General features: G+C 59.0%; 16 protein-coding genes and 1 CRISPR repeat array (1 of these 17 running past the window's edge). Of the genes, 7 read left to right on the top strand and 9 right to left on the bottom strand.

The window, feature by feature from the left end:
• Positions 1-2305: a CRISPR direct-repeat array (repeat unit 36 nt; unit sequence CCCTCAATGAAAGTCCCTCCGAAAAGGAAGGGAAAT); it reaches 713 nt to the left of the window's first position.
• 376 nt (positions 2306-2681) lie between these two features.
• Complete coding sequence (zapE, locus tag O3648_RS02215) at positions 2682-3737, bottom strand: cell division protein ZapE (protein WP_070687891.1); 1056 nt, start codon at positions 3735-3737, stop codon at positions 2682-2684.
• Positions 3738-3909: 172 nt separating this feature from the next.
• Between zapE and ybaK the strand changes: the two genes are divergently transcribed.
• The 4 genes from ybaK (at position 3910) to O3648_RS02195 (ending at position 7174) form a co-directional block, all read left to right on the top strand.
• The gene (gene ybaK, locus O3648_RS02210) at positions 3910-4410 is read left to right on the top strand and encodes a Cys-tRNA(Pro) deacylase (protein ID WP_279754596.1); all 501 of its coding nucleotides are present in this window, start codon (positions 3910-3912) and stop codon (positions 4408-4410) included.
• Positions 4411-4486: 76 nt separating this feature from the next.
• Positions 4487-4960, top strand: coding sequence for a peptide-methionine (R)-S-oxide reductase MsrB (msrB, locus tag O3648_RS02205; protein ID WP_371568139.1), 474 nt, complete (start codon positions 4487-4489; stop codon positions 4958-4960).
• Between the two features lie 213 nt (positions 4961-5173).
• The gene (locus O3648_RS02200; RefSeq protein ID WP_371568137.1) at positions 5174-6439 is read left to right on the top strand and encodes an HRDC domain-containing protein; all 1266 of its coding nucleotides are present in this window, start codon (positions 5174-5176) and stop codon (positions 6437-6439) included.
• Positions 6440-6634: 195 nt separating this feature from the next.
• Entirely contained in the window at positions 6635-7174 is a 540-nt protein-coding gene (locus O3648_RS02195; protein ID WP_371568134.1) for a Rieske (2Fe-2S) protein, read from the top strand.
• A 179-nt stretch (positions 7175-7353) separates the two neighbouring features.
• On the opposite strand, the gene dxs is transcribed toward O3648_RS02195, so the two are convergent.
• From dxs to O3648_RS02180, 3 genes are all read right to left on the bottom strand, one after another.
• On the bottom strand, positions 7354-9426 hold the full coding sequence (gene dxs, locus O3648_RS02190) for a 1-deoxy-D-xylulose-5-phosphate synthase (protein WP_371568131.1): 2073 nt from the start codon (positions 9424-9426) through the stop codon (positions 7354-7356).
• A 225-nt stretch (positions 9427-9651) separates the two neighbouring features.
• Positions 9652-11289: a class I SAM-dependent RNA methyltransferase gene (locus O3648_RS02185; protein ID WP_371568129.1), complete on the bottom strand. Its 1638-nt coding sequence runs from the start codon at positions 11287-11289 to the stop codon at positions 9652-9654.
• A gap of 203 nt (positions 11290-11492) precedes the next feature.
• Entirely contained in the window at positions 11493-13628 is a 2136-nt protein-coding gene (locus O3648_RS02180; protein WP_371568158.1) for an APC family permease, read from the bottom strand.
• Positions 13629-13823: 195 nt separating this feature from the next.
• On the opposite strand from O3648_RS02180, the gene O3648_RS02175 reads away from it, so the two are divergent.
• Both O3648_RS02175 and O3648_RS02170 read left to right on the top strand, forming a co-directional pair.
• A complete protein-coding gene (locus tag O3648_RS02175; RefSeq protein WP_371568127.1) occupies positions 13824-14690 on the top strand; it encodes a TrkA family potassium uptake protein in 867 nt (288 codons plus the stop codon).
• Positions 14691-15344, top strand: a complete 654-nt coding sequence (locus O3648_RS02170; RefSeq protein ID WP_279788658.1) for a TrkA family potassium uptake protein — start codon at positions 14691-14693, stop codon at positions 15342-15344. It begins immediately after the preceding gene.
• 177 nt (positions 15345-15521) lie between these two features.
• Here O3648_RS02170 and O3648_RS02165 read toward each other — a convergent pair whose 3' ends face one another.
• The 5 genes from O3648_RS02165 to O3648_RS02145 form a co-directional block, all read right to left on the bottom strand.
• Positions 15522-16316, bottom strand: a complete 795-nt coding sequence (locus tag O3648_RS02165; protein WP_279790493.1) for a DUF3159 domain-containing protein — start codon at positions 16314-16316, stop codon at positions 15522-15524.
• Positions 16306-16836: an asparaginase gene (locus tag O3648_RS02160; RefSeq protein WP_279740588.1), complete on the bottom strand. Its 531-nt coding sequence runs from the start codon at positions 16834-16836 to the stop codon at positions 16306-16308. Before O3648_RS02160 ends, O3648_RS02165 begins: the two co-directional genes overlap by 11 nt.
• Positions 16836-17633 (bottom strand): DUF3710 domain-containing protein, encoded by a 798-nt coding sequence (locus O3648_RS02155; RefSeq protein WP_279790495.1) that lies wholly within the window; start codon positions 17631-17633, stop codon positions 16836-16838. Before O3648_RS02155 ends, O3648_RS02160 begins: the two co-directional genes overlap by 1 nt.
• Positions 17634-17710: 77 nt before the next feature.
• Positions 17711-18157 (bottom strand): dUTP diphosphatase, encoded by a 447-nt coding sequence (dut, locus tag O3648_RS02150; RefSeq protein WP_279754605.1) that lies wholly within the window; start codon positions 18155-18157, stop codon positions 17711-17713.
• Between the two features lie 240 nt (positions 18158-18397).
• Positions 18398-18697 (bottom strand): DUF4193 domain-containing protein, encoded by a 300-nt coding sequence (locus tag O3648_RS02145; RefSeq protein WP_279740582.1) that lies wholly within the window; start codon positions 18695-18697, stop codon positions 18398-18400.
• Positions 18698-19033: 336 nt separating this feature from the next.
• On the opposite strand from O3648_RS02145, the gene sepH reads away from it, so the two are divergent.
• Positions 19034-20197, top strand: a complete 1164-nt coding sequence (gene sepH / locus O3648_RS02140; RefSeq protein WP_371568124.1) for a septation protein SepH — start codon at positions 19034-19036, stop codon at positions 20195-20197.
• Positions 20198-20261: the final 64 nt, after the last annotated feature.

The following is a 20261-nucleotide window of genomic DNA, read 5'->3' as shown; positions in this document are numbered from 1 at the left end:
AAGGCTACTTTCTACGTCCCTCAATGAAAGTCCCTCCGAAAAGGAAGGGAAATCAGCCGCAGGGAACCCGAGCACCACCGTCTTATCCGGCAGCCCTCAATGAAAGTCCCTCCGAAAAGGAAGGGAAATGCCACCAGCCGGTGCCGGAGCCTGGTATGCCGCCGTCCCTCAATGAAAGTCCCTCCGAAAAGGAAGGGAAATGCGGGCGGTGCAATCATCCTCGCAGAAACAGGGCATACCCTCAATGAAAGTCCCTCCGAAAAGGAAGGGAAATCAGCATGCACCTCACCTGGACTACCCACACCGAAGACCCTCAATGAAAGTCCCTCCGAAAAGGAAGGGAAATATGGGCACGTTTGTGCCTGAAGCGCTCCGTACGAAGCGCCCTCAATGAAAGTCCCTCCGAAAAGGAAGGGAAATGAGCCGTAGGCACCCCAGAAATCACTGATCTCAGTCCCTCAATGAAAGTCCCTCCGAAAAGGAAGGGAAATCTCCAGGTCCTGATACCATGCGAGGCCTCCAATAACCCTCAATGAAAGTCCCTCCGAAAAGGAAGGGAAATGCACGAAATTCACCCCCGCACGTAAGAGCCTCTACACCCTCAATGAAAGTCCCTCCGAAAAGGAAGGGAAATGAATTATCGTAGCAAGGTAACACAAGAACCCTGACCCCTCAATGAAAGTCCCTCCGAAAAGGAAGGGAAATAATACAACGAGATGCGCGAGCTGGCTCGCGGTCAGGGCCCTCAATGAAAGTCCCTCCGAAAAGGAAGGGAAATGTAGAGTTCCTCGCGGGCTTCGGCTTCCATTTCCTGGCCCTCAATGAAAGTCCCTCCGAAAAGGAAGGGAAATGACACCAACTAGCCGAGTAGCACTCACACACCACCAACCCTCAATGAAAGTCCCTCCGAAAAGGAAGGGAAATATGGTGGTTATCACCAATAGCGGTAACCGTATTGCTCCCTCAATGAAAGTCCCTCCGAAAAGGAAGGGAAATTTCTCGACTTCCTCCCGTTTACCCCAGCAAGCATAGCCCTCAATGAAAGTCCCTCCGAAAAGGAAGGGAAATGCAGGCGAAATCGACTGGGACGACCTAATCTTTGTAGCCCTCAATGAAAGTCCCTCCGAAAAGGAAGGGAAATTTAGCCTTGCGCTTGCGAAGACGGGGACTACACAGCCCTCAATGAAAGTCCCTCCGAAAAGGAAGGGAAATGCCATCTGCCGCGGCACTGTCGTTGACACATTGAACCCTCAATGAAAGTCCCTCCGAAAAGGAAGGGAAATCACCGGAACGGTCATTGCGGTCAGGGCCGGAGTTGAGAGCAAACCCTCAATGAAAGTCCCTCCGAAAAGGAAGGGAAATTCCCGAATAGACGCTATCACCCCAAGTCCAGGCGCTCCCTCAATGAAAGTCCCTCCGAAAAGGAAGGGAAATCCCGCTCATGGCTTGTGCCATGCTTCAAGGGGTTCCCTCAATGAAAGTCCCTCCGAAAAGGAAGGGAAATCAGGCAGAGGTTATCAAGGTGCCCCTATCGGAGACCCTCAATGAAAGTCCCTCCGAAAAGGAAGGGAAATCTAAAGCGGCAAGTCACTTGCGGGGACTACGTATTGACCCTCAATGAAAGTCCCTCCGAAAAGGAAGGGAAATCGGCAACGGCTTACCGGAAGCACCCAGCATGAAGATGCCCCTCAATGAAAGTCCCTCCGAAAAGGAAGGGAAATCGAGGGAACGCGGTGATGGCCTGTCGACTGCTCTGGCAACCCTCAATGAAAGTCCCTCCGAAAAGGAAGGGAAATATCTCTCCTACCGTGGGGATTCGCTTGCCCTCATCAGCCCTCAATGAAAGTCCCTCCGAAAAGGAAGGGAAATTTGCCCATGCTTTAGCCCATCGGACACTATCGTCAGCCCCTCAATGAAAGTCCCTCCGAAAAGGAAGGGAAATACAGCGTCCACGCTCTCATGCACGGTCAAATCACGCTCCCCTCAATGAAAGTCCCTCCGAAAAGGAAGGGAAATCCGCGCCGGCATCTTGGGGCGACTGGAGAAGTCCACCCTCAATGAAAGTCCCTCCGAAAAGGAAGGGAAATCATATTTCGTGAAGTTAACATCCTTGGTGCCTCGGATCCCTCAATGAAAGTCCCTCCGAAAAGGAAGGGAAATGGGAGGTGGCTAGTCTCTAAGGTTGATTCCATTCCGCCCTCAATGAAAGTCCCTCCGAAAAGGAAGGGAAATCCTGGAACGTCGAGCTCGGGGACATGCCCCATTTGATCCCTCAATGAAAGTCCCTCCGAAAAGGAAGGGAAATAGCTACCCGAAAATAGCCCGCAACCATGCGGCAGAAACGGGTGCTTCGCGAGAACCTCGCGGAGGCTACACGCAAAATTATACACTCCAACCACGTCTACCCCCGCATAACTCCCTGGCAAGGGAAGAAACCATGCGAGCGACACGCCATGTTCCCGTCACGTACCAGGTTCTCGCTCACACAAAGACCCCCGCCAGGTGCTTCCTAAGCGACCCGGCGAGGGTCCTCACGTATGAGAGGGGTTGGCGCGGTTCAGGTAAACCAGACTAACCAAGCTAACCATGCAAACCGGGCGAGCTTCGAGTCTCACGGGACTAGAAAGAACAGCGCATCAAAACCCGAGCCGGCCAAAGCTCGGCCCCGGCGAACAGCGGAACTAGCGCTCCGCCTCCTCACCCAGCATGCCCTCACGAGCCAACGCCGTCAAACGAGACACCGCACGGAAATACTTCTTCTGATAACCACCAGCCAGCATCTCCTCAGTAAACACCTTGTCAAAAGGCACACCCGAAGAAACAATCGGCAAATCCTTGTCATACAGGCGGTCAGCCAACACCACAAAACGCAGCGCCACCGACTGCTCAGTAATCGGGTGAACATCACGCCACGCAATACCATCCAGGCCATCAATCAGCTGACGGTAACGCGACGGGTGCACCTTCGCCAGGTGCTCCACCAGGTCAGCGAAGTTATCAACGCCAACAGTCTGGCCGCCGAACACTTCCTCAACCTTCGCATCAAACGCATCATCAGCAACAGGCTCCGGCGCGGCAGGCAGGCCACGGTGACGGAAATCCTCACCATCCACACGGTGCACCTCAAACTGCGAAGCAAGCACCTGAATCTCACGCTTAAAATCCTCAGCCGCGAAACGGCCCTCACCCAGTGCACCAGGCAGCGTGTTTGAGGTCGCCACAAGCTTCACGCCAGCATCCGCCAGCTCACGCATCAGACGAGACATGAGCACAGTATCACCCGGATCATCCAGCTCAAACTCGTCAATACACACCAGCTTGTAGCTGCTCAACGCCTCAACCGTCTTACGGAACGTCAACGCACCCACCAGGTTCGTGTATTCCACAAAAGTACCGAACGCCTTCGGGCCATCCACGTAATGCCACAGCGACGCCAACAGGTGAGTCTTACCCACACCAAAACCGCCGTCAAGGTACAGGCCAGCCTTCGTCGCATCCTTCTTCTTGCCGCCAAACAGGCGACCAAAGAAACCGGCACCAGCACCGCCACCATTAATCTTGTCGCCAAAATCCTTCAGCTTCTGCACGGCCTCAGCCTGCGACGGCTGATTCGGGTCGGGAATATAGCTATCAAAAGACACTTCACCAAAACGCTCAGAGGGTCGGAAACCCGCCAGCAACTCATCAGCAGAAACGCGAGGGATGCGGTCGGTCAAGTGTACGGTCGTGGTGGGCACAAAAACTCTTTTCTTCAGTGACGGCGATGTGACATTCGCTTTAAGTGTAGTACTGTCTAACACCCCGCGTGAGCCTCATGAGTTGCCCGCCACATTACGGGCATGAGGAGGGGCGGCGGCAGGATCACAAACGCACCCCACAGTGCATGGTGACTTCCGTAAAATGGTGTCTATGGCTAAGAAAACTAAAGGTAAGAAGAGTGGCGCAGCAACCGCCGCCGTAGCGTTGCTGACCGAGACGAATACCCCCTTCCAGATGCGCGAATACGAGCACGTTGAGGGTGTCACCTCCTTCGGTGAAGAGGCCGCGAAGAACCTCGGCGCCTCCGAGGAACAGGTGTTCAAGACCCTACTGATTGTGCACGAGAAGGATTTCGCGGTCGCAATCGTGCCGGTGTCTGGCAAGCTGAACATTAAGGCAGCCGCCGCTGCTCTGGGGTGGAAGAGCGCCTCCATGTGCAACCCGAAGGTCGCTGAGCGCCGCACCGGCTACGTGGTGGGCGGTATTTCTCCGCTGGGTCAGAAGACTCCCTCCCCCACCCTGCTGGATGAGTCTGCGCAGCTTTTTGACACGATTATGGTCTCTGGCGGTAAGCGCGGCCTGGATGTTGAGCTCGCCCCAGACGACCTACTGAAGCTGACCAACGGCAAGTACGCTGATATCCGCGCGTAGCGGGAATAATCCGCCCAGCCGCGGCGTTATGTGAGCTGTAAGAGCCTGAGCATGAGAGCAAACTGAAGGAGTCATGATGGGCAACTCATTACCCGGCGTGGGTGCTATCGCTAAGAACTGGCGTGAAGTTCTCAAGCCTGAAGAGTACGCTGTTCTACGTGAGGGCGGCACCGAGCGCGCATTCACTGGCGAGTACTGGAACACCCACACGGAGGGTGTGTATTCTTGCCGTGCTTGCGGTACGGAGCTGTTCCGTTCTGGTGAGAAGTTCGATTCGCATTGTGGTTGGCCGTCGTTTTTCGCGCCGCTGGCCGAGGATCGTGTGCGTTACCTGGAGGATACGACGTTCGGTATGCGCCGTGTGGAGGTGCGTTGCGCCGTCTGCGATTCGCATCTGGGTCACGTGTTTGAGGGTGAGGGTTACCCAACTCCAACGGATTTGCGATATTGCATTAATTCGGTGTGTTTGACGCTGACCCCCGCCGGTGAAGCATCGGATGGTGACACGAGTGGTGATACTCCGGTTGACGAGGCGGAAGCTGCCGAATAAAGCCCGACGATGACCCCAGCGGGAACACCGGTGAACCCCTTATTATGAGTCTCTCTAAATTCGAGGCTTTAAGCTCGGGCGGGTAGAATGGCGTAGTGCCTTCGCGTGCACGCCACCCCGCCAGAGCTTATGTTTGCTTGGGCGTACACCTACCCGGGCATCTGGCGCATCATATGGGCGCGTCGAACCAGACAGAGGAAAGGGATTGAGTGCATGAGTACCGCAGCTGAACAGAATGCCGCAGGCACCCCTCAGCTGACCCTTCACGGTATCGAAGTTCCGGATGTTGTTCCTCTGGAGGCCCCTTCCTCACCGATTCCGACTCTCATCACCACTGAGAGCGGTCTGCATCGTGCCGCTGAGCAGTTGGCCGCGGCGTCCGGCCCGGTCGCTATTGATACGGAGCGTGCCCAGGGCATCCGCTACGGTTCACGCGCCTTTTTGGTGCAGCTAAAGCGTGAAGATCAGCTGTACCTGATTGACCCTGAGGCGTTTAAGGATTTGCGCATTATTAACGATGCTTTGGCGAATACTGAGTGGGTTATTCACGCCGCAATTCAGGACTTCCCGAGCCTGGACATGCTCGGTATGCGCCCGAACCGCCTGTTTGATACGGAGCTTGGTGCGCGCCTGGCTGGTTTGGAGCGCGTGAACCTGGGTGCGACCGTTGAGGAGCTGCTCGGCTATAAGCTGGCGAAGAAGCACTCGAAGGAAGACTGGTCGCGTCGCCCCCTGCCGGAGTCGTGGCTGAACTATGCGCTGCTGGACGTTGACGTGCTCATTGATTTGCGTGACGCATTGGAGGATTTGCTCCGCCAGCAGGGCAAGCTGCAGTACGCCCTGGAGGAGTTCGAGTACCTGTGCAAGACCCCGGTGAAGGATCCGATGGATCAGCCGGAGCGTTGGCGTAAGACGAAGGGCCGCACGATGTTGCGTTCCGTCAAACAGCTGACGGCACTGCGTAACCTGTGGCATGAGCGTGACTCGCTGGCACGTAAAAAGGACGTCGACGCGAAGCGTCTGCTGCCTGACTCTGCGATTGTGGAGGCGGCACGCACCATGCCGCGTAACGTTCCCGCCATCATGGCGATTCCCGGTTTTCAGACGCGCGGTCTGCGTCGTGAGGGCCCGCGCTGGGTGCGTGCTATTGCCGCGGCGGCACGCGGCGAGAACGCCGTACCGTTCACTTTGCCGTCGACTGCCCCGCCACCGTTGAAGGCGTGGGAGTCCAAGCGCCCCAAAAACTTGGTGCTGTTCACCGAGGTTCGTCATGCCATTGATGAGCTCTCGGAGAAGCTGACTATTCCGGCGCAGAACCTGATTACGACCGATTATGTTCGCCGCCTCTGCTGGGAGCCACCGGCTCGTTTTGACGAGCAGACCCTGCGAGATGCACTCGCCGAGTACGGTGCGCGTCCGTGGCAGACGGGGCTGGTTGCCCCCGTGATTGCGCCGATTTTTGCCCGCCATCTAGGGTAGCTTTCACTAATGCTAAATAGACGTGTGCCGGTTGGGTGTGTTGCTGATGCGCCCACCCGACCGGCATTTTGTGTGCCTCGAAAGTTTGCCTCAGAAATTTGTCTCGGGAGCAATACAAACCAAGCTTAGCCTGCTCTCATTCGCTTTTTATCCTAAACCGGCTTAGGGTGGAGAGAGTACACGAAAGGAGCCACCATGCCCGCACCCAACGGATGCTGCCGCTCTCAGAAGGCATGCTCCTCGCCCACTGCATCTGCCGCCATCGAATCTAATGCTGTCGATACCGTAGCAGCTACCGCCGAGACTGAATCTTCTGCGCGCGTCCTCTCCCGACGCGCAACCCTCGTCACCGGTGCCGTCGCGTCCGGTGCCCTACTTGCTTCCTGCGCTGAGGAGGACTCCGCCGTCACCGCACCTGAAGGTACCATTGAGATAGGTTCTGCCTCCGCTGTGGGTGTGGGCAAGGCGGCGCGTCTAACCCATGGCTCCACGACTGTTATCGTGTCACAGCCCTCTTCAGGTGAATATAAGGCGTTCAGCACCGTGTGCACCCACCAAGGTTGTCAGGTACAGGTGCAGGACTCCAACCGTATCGTGTGCCCCTGCCACGGCTCCGAATACGCCGTAGCTGACGGCTCAGTAGTGCACGGCCCTGCGGAGGCGCCTCTGACCAGCTACCCGGTGCAGGTGAAAGGCGGCAAGATTTTCGTCAGCGGCACTACTAACAATTCCTAAAACCACTACTTCTCATGCTCATAAGCTCAGGCGCTGGCCGATAGTGCCCCGTATAGTGCATACAGCAAAGCCCCGCCCATCACAACTGATGGGCGGGGCTTCTGTCTGTCTATGCTGTGCCTATTATTGAGAATCTACCGCTGAGAGCCGATGGCTGAGGGAAGCACCGACCGGAATATCTAGCGGGTGTGGCGCGGCTTCTGGCCCTCTTCACGAGCGAATGGAACCTTATCGCCAGCCAACTGCGCACGCAGGTCAGCGATAATGGTTTCCGCAGTCAGGCCGACCTCTTCCAGAATCTGCTCGCGGGAAGCGTGCGGAATGAACTCCGCCGGCAGACCCAGCTCGCTCAGCGCGGTATCCACACCGGCCGCACGCATTTCCTGGCGGATGCGTGAACCCACACCGCCGGAACGTACGCCGTCCTCAATGGTCACCACAATGCGGTGATCACGCGCTAACTCAATAACCGAAGATGGCACCGGCATCACCCATCGCGGGTCAACCACGGTGGACTGGATACCCTCGGCGGCAAGCACGTTCGAGGCTTCCAGGGCCACACGGGCCATAGCACCAACAGCGACGAACAGCACATCACGCTGGCCGGTCTCCGGGTGGGGTTTATCGGTGCGTGCCAGCACATCCACGCCGTCGTTACGACGTTCCAGGGCGGGAATGTCCTCGCCCACGGAGCCCTTCGGGTAGCGAATCACGGTCGGTGCATCGTTAATAGCTACAGCCTCACGCAGCTCTTCGCGCAGGGTCGCACCATCACGCGGAGCCGCCAGGTGCAGACCCGGAATGAACTGCAGCATCGCCAAATCCCACATACCGTGGTGGCTTGCGCCGTCTGGACCGGTAATACCGGAGCGGTCCAGCACCACGGTCACGCCCGCCTTGTGCAGAGCAACGTCCATGAGCAACTGGTCAAAGCCACGGTTCAGGAAGGTTGCGTAGAGGGCAACCACCGGGTGCATACCGCCGTACGCCAGGCCGGCACTCATCGCCACGGCGTGCTGCTCAGCGATACCTACGTCAATAACGCGCTCGGGGTGGCGCTTCTGGAATTCGCGCAGACCCACGGGAATGAGCATCGCGCCGGTAATACCGACAACGTTCTCCTGCTCATCAGCAATATCCGCGATTTCGCGGCCAAAAACGCTGGTCCACGATTCAGAGGTACTGGTCGAAACATCCTCACCGGTCAGCGGGTCAATCTGGCCCACCGCATGGAACTGATCGTCCTCATTCGCGCGGGCAGGCGCGTAACCGTGGCCCTTCTCGGTAATGGCGTGCACAATCACCGGGCCGGCGTAGTTCTTCGCCGCGGTCAGTGCGTTCTCCACAGCCTGCTGGTCGTGGCCGTCAATGGGGCCCACGTACTTCATGCCCAGGTCTTCAAAAATACCCTTAGGTACGACGACGTCCTTAATGCCCGCCTTCATGCCGTGCAGACCGCGGTACACCATCTGACCGACGGGGCCGCCACGCTGTAGACCGATACGCACAGCATCCAGGGCGTTGTCGTAGCGGTGGTCAAGGCGCACGCGATCCACCTGCTGCTGCACACCGTGCTTGAGCTCAGACAGCTGGTTTGCGAAACCGCCAATAGTCGGCGCGTAGGAGCGGCCGTTATCGTTGACCACAATCACGACCTTGCGGGTGCGGTCGGCAGCAATATTGTTTACAGCCTCCCACGCCATGCCACCGGTCAGCGCGCCGTCGCCAATGAGAACCACGGTGTAGCGGTCATCTTCGCCGTTAAGCTTATGCGCGCGAGAAATACCGTCAGCCCACGAAATCGAGCTGGAGGCGTGCGAAGAAGCAATAATATCGTGTTTAGATTCGTCGCGATCCGGGTAACCCGACAGGCCTCCCTTCTGACGCAGAGTCTTAAACGCGTGACGACCAGTCACCAGCTTATGCACATAGGACTGGTGGCCGGTGTCGAAAAGAATATTGTCCTTAGGAGATTCGAAGACACGGTGAATGCCGAGAGTCAGCTCCACAACGCCCAGGTTCGGACCCAGGTGACCACCGGTTGCCGACACATTCGTCACGATGAACTGGCGAATTTCCTTAGAGAGCTCCTCCAACTGCTCGTAGCTGAGGTTCTGCAGGTCTGCCGGGGACTGAATACCCGGGAGCAACTTGGCAGTGGCACCATCGCCAATGCTGTAGTCAGCGGTGGGTGCGCCACCGGGGGCGCTATTCGGGGTCTCCTCCTGCGGCAATGCGTTTTCAGCGGACATACACCCACACTCCTCAAGATTGGGGCACGGCTCATTCCGTGCGTTGGTTCTTCAATGATTCTACCGTTTACAGTGCCAAAAAGCAGATTTATGCTCCCGCAGAGCAAGACGCACCGGATTGAGCGAAAACAGCCTGAAATAACCCCTAGTGGGTAGGCTGGTGAACAGCCCAACCCGCCCAACACAGCAATTATGTGCTTCTTTGTAACGGCAACTAGTTGCACGCTACGTGGTGCGGCGGCGGCGCGGACGAGGCTTCGCCGGGGCACGCTCAAAAAGCGCCACCGACTCCACATGATGCGTATTCGGGTACATATCAAAGGCCCGAAGCTGCACCATGTCCCAACCCAGCTCACGCAAAATACCGGTGTCACGCCCCAGGGATGCCGAATCACATGCCACGTACAGGATACGTTTGGGGTCCAGCGCATCCAGGCGTTCCAGGGTGGTTCGGTTCGCACCCTCACGGGATGGATCAAGGACCACCGCATCAATAGCGGGGATTTCACCAAACTCAAGGGCGGTCTTCAAATCGACCAGGTGGCGTGCCACGTCGCCACGAATCACCTCAATACGGGTGTCCGCAGAGTTTTCCGTGCGAGAACAACCATCAGGCGCGAAGTTCGAGCGGGCATCCTTATGGGTCACTGGGGAACCCTCAATGCTGATAACGGTACCCGTCGCACCCACGGCATCTGCGAGCGCGGCGGTGAACAGGCCCGCGCCGGCGTACAGGTCGAGAGTGCATTCACCTTCCTGCGGGCGGAGCATGTTGAGCATGGCTCCGACCATGGTGGAGGGGGCGGCGCGGTGAATCTGCCAGAAGCCGCCGGCAGACACCTGGTAGCTGAATCGGCGGGAGCCGAAGGTGACTTCTTCGGTGACGGAGCGCAGGCCCGCGCCGAGCAGCTGGTCGCCTTCGGGTACGCGGCGGTAGGGGCTGTGGGCGGAGCCGGGGCGGCGGCGCTTGGGCTTGCCATTCGAGGTGGACTGCGGGGTGAAGAAAAGGGAGATCTTACGCTTGGCGAGCAGTCCCCAGGCGTCGGATGCCTGCTGTTCGATGTCCTTGGCGACTTCTTCGATGGAGAAACGCGGGTCAACGATGAACTGCAGAAGAATCCTGCCTCGGGAGGAGACGGTTGCCTCGACTTCGCGTACGCCGCGCAGGTTCAGCCGCTCAAGCTCCAGGTTACGCAGTTCGGGTGCGGCGAGGGGAAAGTCTACGACCGGTACGGGCTGGGAGGCGCGGTAGGGGTGCATGCCGACGCGCCAGGTGACGGCGGGGTTCTTCTTGCCGCTGTTCTTCTGGTCGCTGGGCTGGGTGCGGACCTTGGTCACGTTGTAGCGCACGCGGGTACGCCAGGACAGGCCTTCGTTGTTACCGCGCAGGGGTAGCTCTTCAACGATGAGGTTGGTCAGCAGGGGTGATTCGAGGGGCAGGCCGCCCAGCCGGTTGATTTGGGTGCGGACAATATCGGTCTTGTAGTGTCGCTGCTCGGCCAGGCTGATGTGGCCATATTCCATGCCGCCGAGCAGTTCGGGTACGCCGGTTGCTGTGGCGCGTTCCTCTTCAGTGGCGAGCGCATCCGCCTGAATCCAGGGGTGGGGGCGGCGTTCCAGGGAGGGTACGGATACGGAGATGACGTCTGCGAAGTAGAAGCGGCGCTTGGGACCGATTGCGGTGATGCGCACTTCTGCCTGTTCGCCGACGATGCCGTGACGCACGAAGATGACGCCCTGTTCGGTACGCGCTACGAAGGCGCCGCCGTGCGCGGGCGCCTCACAGGTGACGGTGAGGGTCTGCCCGACGCTGTATCCGTCTACGTTGTTGGAGGCGGCAGGCGTGGTAGCAGTGTGGGTCACAGCATTGTCTCCTAAAAGAATCACTTAATGTGAATTATTTTACACCCGATTGTGCCTTCGCTTCGGTTCCGACGCCCCCGCAAGGGGTGCCTCCTCCATTGCAAAAGGCAAAGTCCAGGCGTTATACGGGGTGTTCAAGCAAAGTTGCAGGGCAATTGACCGGGCAGGGCGCTGGGCAATTATTTCTAGGCACCAGGCGATTATTACGGCTGGCGTTTCTTCTCGCTCGCCACCGCGTCCGCCTCGTGCAGGCGGCCGCGGTACACCGCGTGGCGGTTGCTCTGAATCAGTTCACGGCCGCCACCGGCAGAACGAGTAATCTTCGGGGCAACAGATGCCGTTGGGCCCTCTGCTTCTACCGTTGATTCTTCGCTTTGTAAACGCTGATCAAAATTCTCATCATACACCTCATCCTCATGCATCGCCCAGGGCACGGTGGCCGTCATAACGCCCGGCTCGTGCAGAAGCGCCCGCTTGAGGAGACGCACCGTGCGGCGGTGCAGAAGCCGCTGCCACCAGTGCTTCACCACGAATTCCGGCAGGTACACCACCAAAATATCGCGGGGTGACTTCTTGCGGCGGCGGCGAATATACGAGACGACAGCATCCACCGTGTCACGGTACGGCGAGTCAATGACCGACAGCGGCACCGGAATACCGAGAGCGTACCAGCGCTTCTTCACGATCTCCAGGGCAGCGCGGTCGTTGTTGACCGTCAGCGCCTCAATCGTGGAGGGGCGACCGGCACGCGCATAGGAGAGGGCACGAACCGCCGGGCGGCGCACACGCTCCACGTACACGATGGCGTGCACACGCGAAGGCAGGGCTGCCACATCCGCAACGGATTCGGCGTTCAGGGGGACGTCCAGGGCGGCATCCACCGCATCATAATGGCGGCGAGTCACAACCATACCTCCAACCATCAGGGCAATCATTCCAAGGGAAAGCCACGCACCGGCGGCAAACTTCGTCACCACGACGATGACCAGCACCACGGCGGTCACGACCACTCCCACCGCAGAGACAGCAATATCACGAATCAGGGCGCGGCGCGGTATCTGCGCGAGAGTAATACGCAGCAGGCGTATGCGGTAGCGCACCACCGCCAGCTGCACCATCACCATGGACAGGCACATGCCCACAATGTACAGCTGAATCAGCGAGTACACATCCGAACCGAAAATGGTGGTGAGGAAAATTGAGAATGCCGACAGCGCCAGCACACCATTCGCGTACAGCCCGCGTGATTCCACGCTGCGGAAGAAGACCGGCAGGTACTGGTAATCAGCCAGGGACGAGGCAATCATCGGGAATCCCGTAAACGCAGTCAGCGAGGCGATAATCAGCACGCCCACCGTGGCAAACACCAGCAACTGCGCGAAGAACGGAATACCCTGATAAATCGCCAAAGCCACTTGATACAGCGCCGGCTTCTGGTGAAAGTACTCCCCTGGCGTGTGCCCGTCAATGAACAAAAAACGGGTCGTATCGTGCACCATGTGCACACGGGTTGCCGCCGCAAAACCGAGCAGGCTCACCAGCAGGACCGAGGTAATCACGCCCATCAGCATCATGGTGACCGCCGCATTATATTTCTTCGGGCGGCGGAAATACTTCACAGAATTAGAGATCGTAGAAACACCCGAGAACGCCACCACACCTGCGGAGAAAGAACGCGCCAGAAGCAATACCAGCGCCAGCCCTTCCAGGGCATAATCGTGGTATTCGGGGGCAATCACGTAGGTAGCCGATTCAGCCAGCGGCAGAGTACCCGTGGCGGCACGAATCCAACCCACAATGAGGGTGACCCCCAACAACGCCAAGAAAACGTACAACGGCCAGTACGCAATCTTTCCCAGCAATTGCACACCGCGCAACGCAAACAGCGTCAGAGCAACAATGAGCAGCACCGCAATGAGGGTGCGCCAATCCTGAATCTGCGGGTACAGCGCCACCAAAAACGAGGACGCCGAAGACATCGAAACCGCCACCGTGAGCATATAGTCCATCAGCGAGGATGCGCCCATCACAATCGAGGGTAGCGCGCCCAGCTTGTGGTGCACCAGCTGAATATCGCCCTCGGAGGCAATCTGGTTAATGTTGTACCGGTAGGTACCAATCACCAGCAGACCCACCATCGCTACACCCAAACCAATCCAGGGCGAAAAAGCGAGCGCAGAGGCACCCGCAGCGGCAAGGGTCAGAATCATCTGGTCGGCAGCGTAGGCGACCGAGGAGATACCGTCGGTGCCGAAAAGAGGCAGAGCGTAACGCTTCGGCAGGTTAACAGCCGAAAGATTTCGCGTGCTGACCGGCCTGCCGGTCAGGGCGATGCGCATCTTATCCCAACGATTCTTCACGCTGTTAAGGCTATAGGTCGCAGCTTCAAAGCTCAATTTTATTCAGCCGAATAGTGGGCATGGCGAGCGGAATATCACGGAGCATCGGCGCGGAACCTCACCCGCCCATTACACTGGTAGAGGTAGGCGGTAACGCCTTATCGACACAAAACATCAACACATTCGGAGGGTTGTATGCCTCACTTCGTCATTATGGGCGCCGGGCGCGTGGGCGTCATGTTGGCGCGCACTCTGGAAGCTTCGGGGCATACGGTCGCCGTCATTGACCAGGACGAACGCGCTTTCCAGCCGCTGCGTAAGGGCTTTGAAGGCCGTCTGGTGACCGGTGTTGGCTTCGATGAGGACACCCTCAAGCGTGCCGGTATTACCGAAGCGTACGCTTTTGCCGCCGTCTCATCGGGCGATAACTCGAATATTATTGCCGCCCGTGTGGCACGCGAAATGTTCAAGGTAAAGAACGTTGTGGCGCGTGTGTACGACCCAAACCGCGCCGAGTTCTTCCAGCGCATGGGCATTCCCACGGTCGCTTCGGTGCGCTGGTCTACCGACCAGGTGCTGCGCCGTCTGCTGCCCGAGCAGGCGCTCAAGGGTGATTTCCGTGAACCCTCGGGTCGCCTCATGCTCACCGAAATTCCGCTCAACGACGGTTGGGCAGGCCACGCCCTGACCAGCATCGAAAGTGCCGCCGGGGTGCGCATCGCCTACGTCACCCGCTTCGGTGAGGGTATGCTCCCCCGCCCTGATACTGCCTACCAGCAGGGTGATAGCGTGCACGTGATGATGCACACCGACGACGTTGCGGACGTAACCCGCATCCTCTCCCGCCCGCCGCGCGTTGAAGACAAAGAAGTGGAGGCGGAGTACACCCCCGCCTCGGGACGCAGCAAGCATCCCCACGCCCCGAAGAAACCCGCCGAGCAGAAGCACAACAACCGCCTCGTTGTCGAACATGAATTCCACCTCGGTGACGCTCCCCCGGAGCTGCCCGATCCCGTGGAGCTCATCGGCCGCCATCGTGACTCCTCGAAAGGTAAAAAGTAAGTGAAGGTCCTTATTGTTGGTGCCGGTTCCGTGGGCGCCTCCATCGCCAAAGAGCTCATGATGAACAGCCACGACGTGACCATCATCGACTCCAAGCCCGAAGCCAAGAAGCGTGCCGATCTGCCCGGCGTGCGCTGGCATATTGGTGATGCCTGCGAGCTGTCCGTGTTGCGCCAGGTGCACCCGAACAAGGCGGACGTGGTCGTTGCCGCAACCGGTGACGACAAGGCAAACCTGATGGTGTCCCTGCTGGCTCGTAGTGAGTTTGGTGTGCCCCGCACCGTGGCTCGTGTAAACAACCCACGTAATGAGTGGCTTTTTGATGACTCCTGGGGCGTGGACGTTGCCGTGTCCACTCCGCGCCTGATGACCGCCCTCGTCGAGGAAGCCGTGGAAGTCGGCGATGTGGTGCGTCTGCTGACCCTGCAGGCTGGCGGCGCGACCCTTGCCGAGTACACTGTGCCGGACGATCACCCTGTCATCGGTTACCGTGTAGACCACGTGCAGTGGCCCGTCGATACGGTGCTCACCGCGATTCTGCGTGACGGTGCGCCGATTCCGCCCAGCGCGGATGTAGCGATTGAGGGCGGTGACGAGCTGTTCTTCATCACAACCATTGCCGGTGAGGATCAGATCCGCGCGCTGTTCGCATAGCCCTGATCGCATAAGCGTTGCGAGGCGTGGTTCTCTCTCTCCCCCCCCCAAAAAAATTGAGGAGGCACAGGTTTGAGGGGACAAAAGCCCCGGTCACCCATACGGGTACCGGGGCTTTCGCTTACTTTTATGAAGCTATTTCGCTAAGTTTCAGGCGCACAAGTTGCCGGGCTTACCTTAGCGGTTCGCAGAGCCTTCAGCATCCGGTACTTCAGCATCCAGAGCCTCGGGGGCTTCGCTCACCAGCGCCTCCTCGGGAGCCGAGACACGCCACGCCAGCCACACGCCCAAAGCGTACAGCGGCAGGCCCATGATGAGGCGGGTTGCGCCCAGCACCTCCACATTATTCGCGAAGTACAGAGGCACCTGCACAGCAAGGCGCAGCATCATAAGCACGGTAATAATCCAGGTCGCCAACATGTACTGGCGCAGACGCGCCGGGTTCTCACGCCAGGTCAGCGCCTCACCGCGAATCACCGCGAAGATCAGACCCATCAGCGGCCAACGCACCAGCATCGACAGCAGATACGCCAGAATGTACACGCCGTTCGTCCAGAAACCGACCACAAAGTAGTCGCTCGCATTACCGGTACGGTACGCAGCAAACGCACAGATTGCCACGCCAACCAGACCGGTCAGCGCGCTCACCAGCTTAGAGCCCTGCACCAGGCGAATCAGCGTGAATACGCTCGCCGCAGCCAACGCCGCAATCAGGGACAGGTTCAGTTGCTTCGTCACGGTGAACAGCGCCAGGAACGCCACAGCAGGCAGAGAGGATTCCACCAGGCCGCGCCAGCCGCCAATAGCGTGCAGAATATCCACATCACCGTTAGCAGTGCGGCGCATATTTGCACCCATGGAGACGCTCAGGCTCTGCGCCAGCTGCTTCTCCTCCTGCCCCGGGTTATCTGCGGGGCTAATTGCGGGGTTAGCGTGCGGATTGGGCTGGGTCGAAGACTGCTCAGCGCTCATATTTTCCCTTTTCCACAAAGAACTGCGGCACAATCTCATAGCGCGGGTTATAAATCACCGGCTGATGCGCCCTCACAGACACCACACCAGAACAGCGCAGCAGCACACCGGCAAGTACACCGGGCACCATCTGCTGGCCCTGCCACTTGAGCATGACCCTATCTCCCGGAGTAAACGGTGCATAGGGTGGGAAAGACACCTCGTGCGGATCCTGCACCACCACGGTCGCCAAAGACGCCGTGTTCAGATGGTACTGCTTCTCGGAGTCCTCCTCGAAATCCTCACCGGGCGGCTCCACAATCGGCATACCAATCAATGCCAGCGGGCTCGACCACTGCAGAGGCTTCGACTTAGCCACCACCAGCTCGGCACGGTACATCGGCTTATCCTGGGCAGTCGGCAACCACACCTGCTCCACGCGTCCGGCAAGGCGTACGCGAAAGCGCTCGGGGTACCCGGGAGCAAAAATCTGCTCCTCAAGAACCGCGAACGCACTCGGGTAGTTCGAAAACTCAGGCATTAGCCAATCTCGGTAATCTCAGGGCCGCGGCGAGGCATCGGGCGCAGCTTGCTGTGCTCATTCTCGGTTTCTTGCTCAACGGCGGGCTCTTCCTCAGCCGCAACGATCAGGTCGGCGGGCAGAGTCATGGGCAGCAGTTCACGCGGCGGGCGCGGGTCGTCGCCACGGTCCACCACGATGGTGCGGAATACTTCTTCCGCGGAGGCGGCAGCCTTATCGTCACCGAGCACAGCCGCGCCGGAGATGACGCCGCGCAGGAACCAGCTAGGGCCGTCCACACCCACGAAGCGGGCGACGCGCTCGCCGGGCTTACCGTCCGGGGTGACGGCTGGCAGGCGAGTGAGCATCTCGGCACCGAATACGCCAGCGTAGATTTCGACATTGCCGCCTTGGGAGGCGACGGATTCAGTCAGGTCGTGACGGATATCGTCCCAGATACCGGTGGTGCGCGGTGCGGCGAATGCCTGCACCTGCAGGGTTGCGCCGTCGCGGGTGATGGTTGCGGCGATAACCGCGCCGGTTGCGTCGTCGGTTTCGAGGCGCAGGTTCATGCCATCGAGCAGCTTGATGCGCAGTGCCCCCAGGTCGACGTAATCTTCGAGGTCTTCGGTGGTGACTTCTTCGATGTCGTGCGGGCCGTTAACGCGGTCGTACTTGATAACCTCGGGTGCGTCAGCTTCGGTGCCCTCAGCCGCGCTGTCCTCAGCTTCAGTGGTTTCTTCGGTCGCCTCGACTGCCTCTTCGGTCTTTGCCTCTTCAACCTCGGCGGTGCGCTTCTTCTTACCAAATCCGAACATGGTATTCCTACTTTCACCACACACGGGGTGCGGGGGTTTCTTCTCTTCTCTCGTGCGACAATCGCGGTGAGAGCAGACTAGTGGATTCCGCTGGAGCCGAAGCCGCTGGAGCCGCGTTCGGTCTGTTCCAGTTCATCCACCACGGTAAAGGTTGCGTGCTCGTACTTCTGAATGACCAACTGGGCAATGCGGTCGCCGCGCTGCACGTGGAAGGACTTGGTCTTGTCAGTGTTGAGCAGGGTGACCATCAGCTCGCCGCGGTAGCCGGAATCAACGGTGCCGGGTGCGTTCACGATGGTGATACCGTTCTTTGTCGCCAGGCCAGAGCGCGGGTGCACCAGACCGACGTAACCTTCGGGCAGGGCGATTGCCACGCCGGTGGGGACAAGAGCGCGTTCGCCCGGTTCCAGGTCGAAGTCAATGCGGGAGCGCAGGTCAGCGCCGGCATCGCCGGGCTTTGCGTAGGCGGGGGCGGGCAGCTCGGGGTCGAGCAGCTTAATGTGGACGTTTACGGGGGTCATCATGGTCAATACTCTAACCTTTCGCGGGTGTCTGTGCCATCACCTCGCGCTGTGTTGAGGCTCTACTGCGGGGTGTTTTCGTTGCGTGTTGATGTTCAGCACCTGCCGCGATGCGCCCTGTTGGGTTCGACGCGGCGCTGTTCATGTGTGCGCGGCTTTCACATACTCAACGGGGCGGGTGCACTCGGCACTCGCCCCGTCATGAGGTGTATGTCGGGTGGGTGTTAGCCCTTCCCTAAAGTTTTAGCCCTCGCACTCGATGCAGTAGGACAGGTTGCCCTCTTCGTGTGCAATCTGCGAGCGGTGGCGTACCAGGAAGCAGGATGCGCAGGTGAACTCGTCGTCCTGAGCGGGCAGAACAACAACGTTCAGCTCCTCGTTGGAGAGATCAGCACCGGGCAGCTCGAAGCTTTCTGCTGCACTGTTCTCGTCTTCGTCCACCGCACCGGACTGCATCTCGGAACGGCGGGCGTTCAGCTCCTCGTAGGACTCTTCGTTCTGCTCTTCGTCCTGCTTGCGAGGTGCATCGTAATCAGTTGCCAAACTTTCACGCTCCGTTGGTTCTGTGGCTGTGTGTTGGACCAGGCCACGCTTGTTTAACTTGTTTAATGAGTGCTCTAGATGCCGCTGGCGTGTAATTTAACCCCGACGGCATGCCAGGTATTGTTCACCATTGGCACCCTATTTGTCTAATCCTGGGTAGGCTTTGGACTGTTTAGGCGTCACATTTTAGCTTTTTTGGCGCGAAAAGTACATGTTTTTTTGGTGAAAATCCCGCCTCCGCTACTGATTTACCGCGCTTTCACGGTACCCTGGTAGGTAGTTTGCGTTCCGTGCAACACATTCACGAACGCGTCCGGTTCACCTATGGAGGTTCTCATGCTTGAACTGCGTCTGATTGGCGTTCACGATGACGGCGAAAATCTAGTGCTTGAGTCTGCTGACGGCACCCGCTTCTTACTGCCGATTGACGCAAACCTGCGCACGAGCATCACCAAGGCTCGCCGTATTCAGCCCGCCCGCGGTCTGGGCGCTAAGGGCACCTACGGTCCGCGCGATATTCAGACCCGTTTCCGTCAGGGTGCCTCCGTTGAGGAAATCGCTGAAGAGTCCGGTTGGGAGCCGGAGCGCGTGCGCCGCTACGAGTGGCCGATTGTTGCTGAGCGTGCCCACATTATTCGTGCCGCTCAGAGCGTGAAGATTGGTCGCCGCAGCTCCGCTTCGGGTACCGCACAGATTCCCGTAACCCTGAGCGCCCGCATTGAGGAAGTCTCCGAGCGTTACGGTTTTGAGGACGCAACCCAGGACTGGACCACCCGCCAGCAGGAGAACGGCCAGTGGCGTGTTGAGGTTGATATTGCGCTGAAGGATTCGGTGCGTCAGAACCTGCCCGCGCAGGTCGTCTTCCCCGCGCGCTGGGTGTACAACCCGGCGAACCAGGGCCTGTACGCGTCGAATGAGGCGGCGTACTTCCTGATGGGCAATAGTGAGGACGCTGTTGCCGCCGCCGCGAAGAAGGCTCCCGTTGAGGTTCCTCCCGCCCGCCTGCCGAAGGCACCCGAGCCCGCACCGGCACCCCTTACTTCCTCTGAGAGCGCTGATGAGCGTAAGCTCAAGGAGCTTCTGGAGCGCGCCCGCTCGGTGCGCCCGGCGCAGGTTGAGGAGCCTGAGGTGTTCATGCACCGCGAGCCTGTAGCACCGGCTGCGCCCGCTGCACCTGTTGCCCCGGTAGCGCCTGCGGCACCGGCTACACTCGAGCCCACCGCAGAAACTACCGTAGAAGCAGAAACTACCGTAGAAGCAGAAACTACCGTAGAAACCACCGGCCCGCTGGCTGTGGACTCGGAAGCACCCGTTGAATCCGTTCCGGTCGAGTCCTTCACCATGCCGGCACCCATCGAGGACACACCCGCAGCTGAGGCCCCCGTTGCTACGACGCAGACTGAGCCCGCCTCCGATGAGAAGCCTAAGCCTTCCTCCTCGAAGAAGCAGCGCGTGAGCGTTCCGGCATGGGATGACATCATCTTCGGTAGCCGCAAGTAAGCGACCGCCCTCGCCGCCCGATAAAGGGGATCTAGGCGAGAGCATCTAGACAAGGGCATCTAGA

The organism is Rothia sp. 27098_8_161 (assembly GCF_041432905.1).
Lineage (GTDB): Bacteria > Actinomycetota > Actinomycetes > Actinomycetales > Micrococcaceae > Rothia.
The sequence above is the reverse complement of the archived record's forward strand: the minus strand, read 5'-3'. Positions and strand labels throughout refer to the sequence as shown.

Excerpts from the sequence above, each read along its gene's own strand:
- sepH (WP_371568124.1), top strand. The coding sequence starts at position 19,034 with ATGCTTGAACTGCGTCTGATTGGCGTTCACGATGACGGCGAAAATCTA.
- ybaK (WP_279754596.1), top strand. The coding sequence starts at position 3,910 with ATGGCTAAGAAAACTAAAGGTAAGAAGAGTGGCGCAGCAACCGCCGCC.
- dut (WP_279754605.1), bottom strand. The coding sequence starts at position 18,157 with ATGATGACCCCCGTAAACGTCCACATTAAGCTGCTCGACCCCGAGCTG.
- O3648_RS02155 (WP_279790495.1), bottom strand. The coding sequence starts at position 17,633 with ATGTTCGGATTTGGTAAGAAGAAGCGCACCGCCGAGGTTGAAGAGGCA.
- O3648_RS02160 (WP_279740588.1), bottom strand. The coding sequence starts at position 16,836 with ATGCCTGAGTTTTCGAACTACCCGAGTGCGTTCGCGGTTCTTGAGGAG.
- O3648_RS02195 (WP_371568134.1), top strand. The coding sequence starts at position 6,635 with ATGCCCGCACCCAACGGATGCTGCCGCTCTCAGAAGGCATGCTCCTCG.
- dxs (WP_371568131.1), bottom strand. The coding sequence starts at position 9,426 with ATGTCCGCTGAAAACGCATTGCCGCAGGAGGAGACCCCGAATAGCGCC.
- O3648_RS02175 (WP_371568127.1), top strand. The coding sequence starts at position 13,824 with ATGCCTCACTTCGTCATTATGGGCGCCGGGCGCGTGGGCGTCATGTTG.
- O3648_RS02180 (WP_371568158.1), bottom strand. The coding sequence starts at position 13,628 with ATGCGCATCGCCCTGACCGGCAGGCCGGTCAGCACGCGAAATCTTTCG.
- O3648_RS02165 (WP_279790493.1), bottom strand. The coding sequence starts at position 16,316 with ATGAGCGCTGAGCAGTCTTCGACCCAGCCCAATCCGCACGCTAACCCC.
- msrB (WP_371568139.1), top strand. The coding sequence starts at position 4,487 with ATGGGCAACTCATTACCCGGCGTGGGTGCTATCGCTAAGAACTGGCGT.
- O3648_RS02200 (WP_371568137.1), top strand. The coding sequence starts at position 5,174 with ATGAGTACCGCAGCTGAACAGAATGCCGCAGGCACCCCTCAGCTGACC.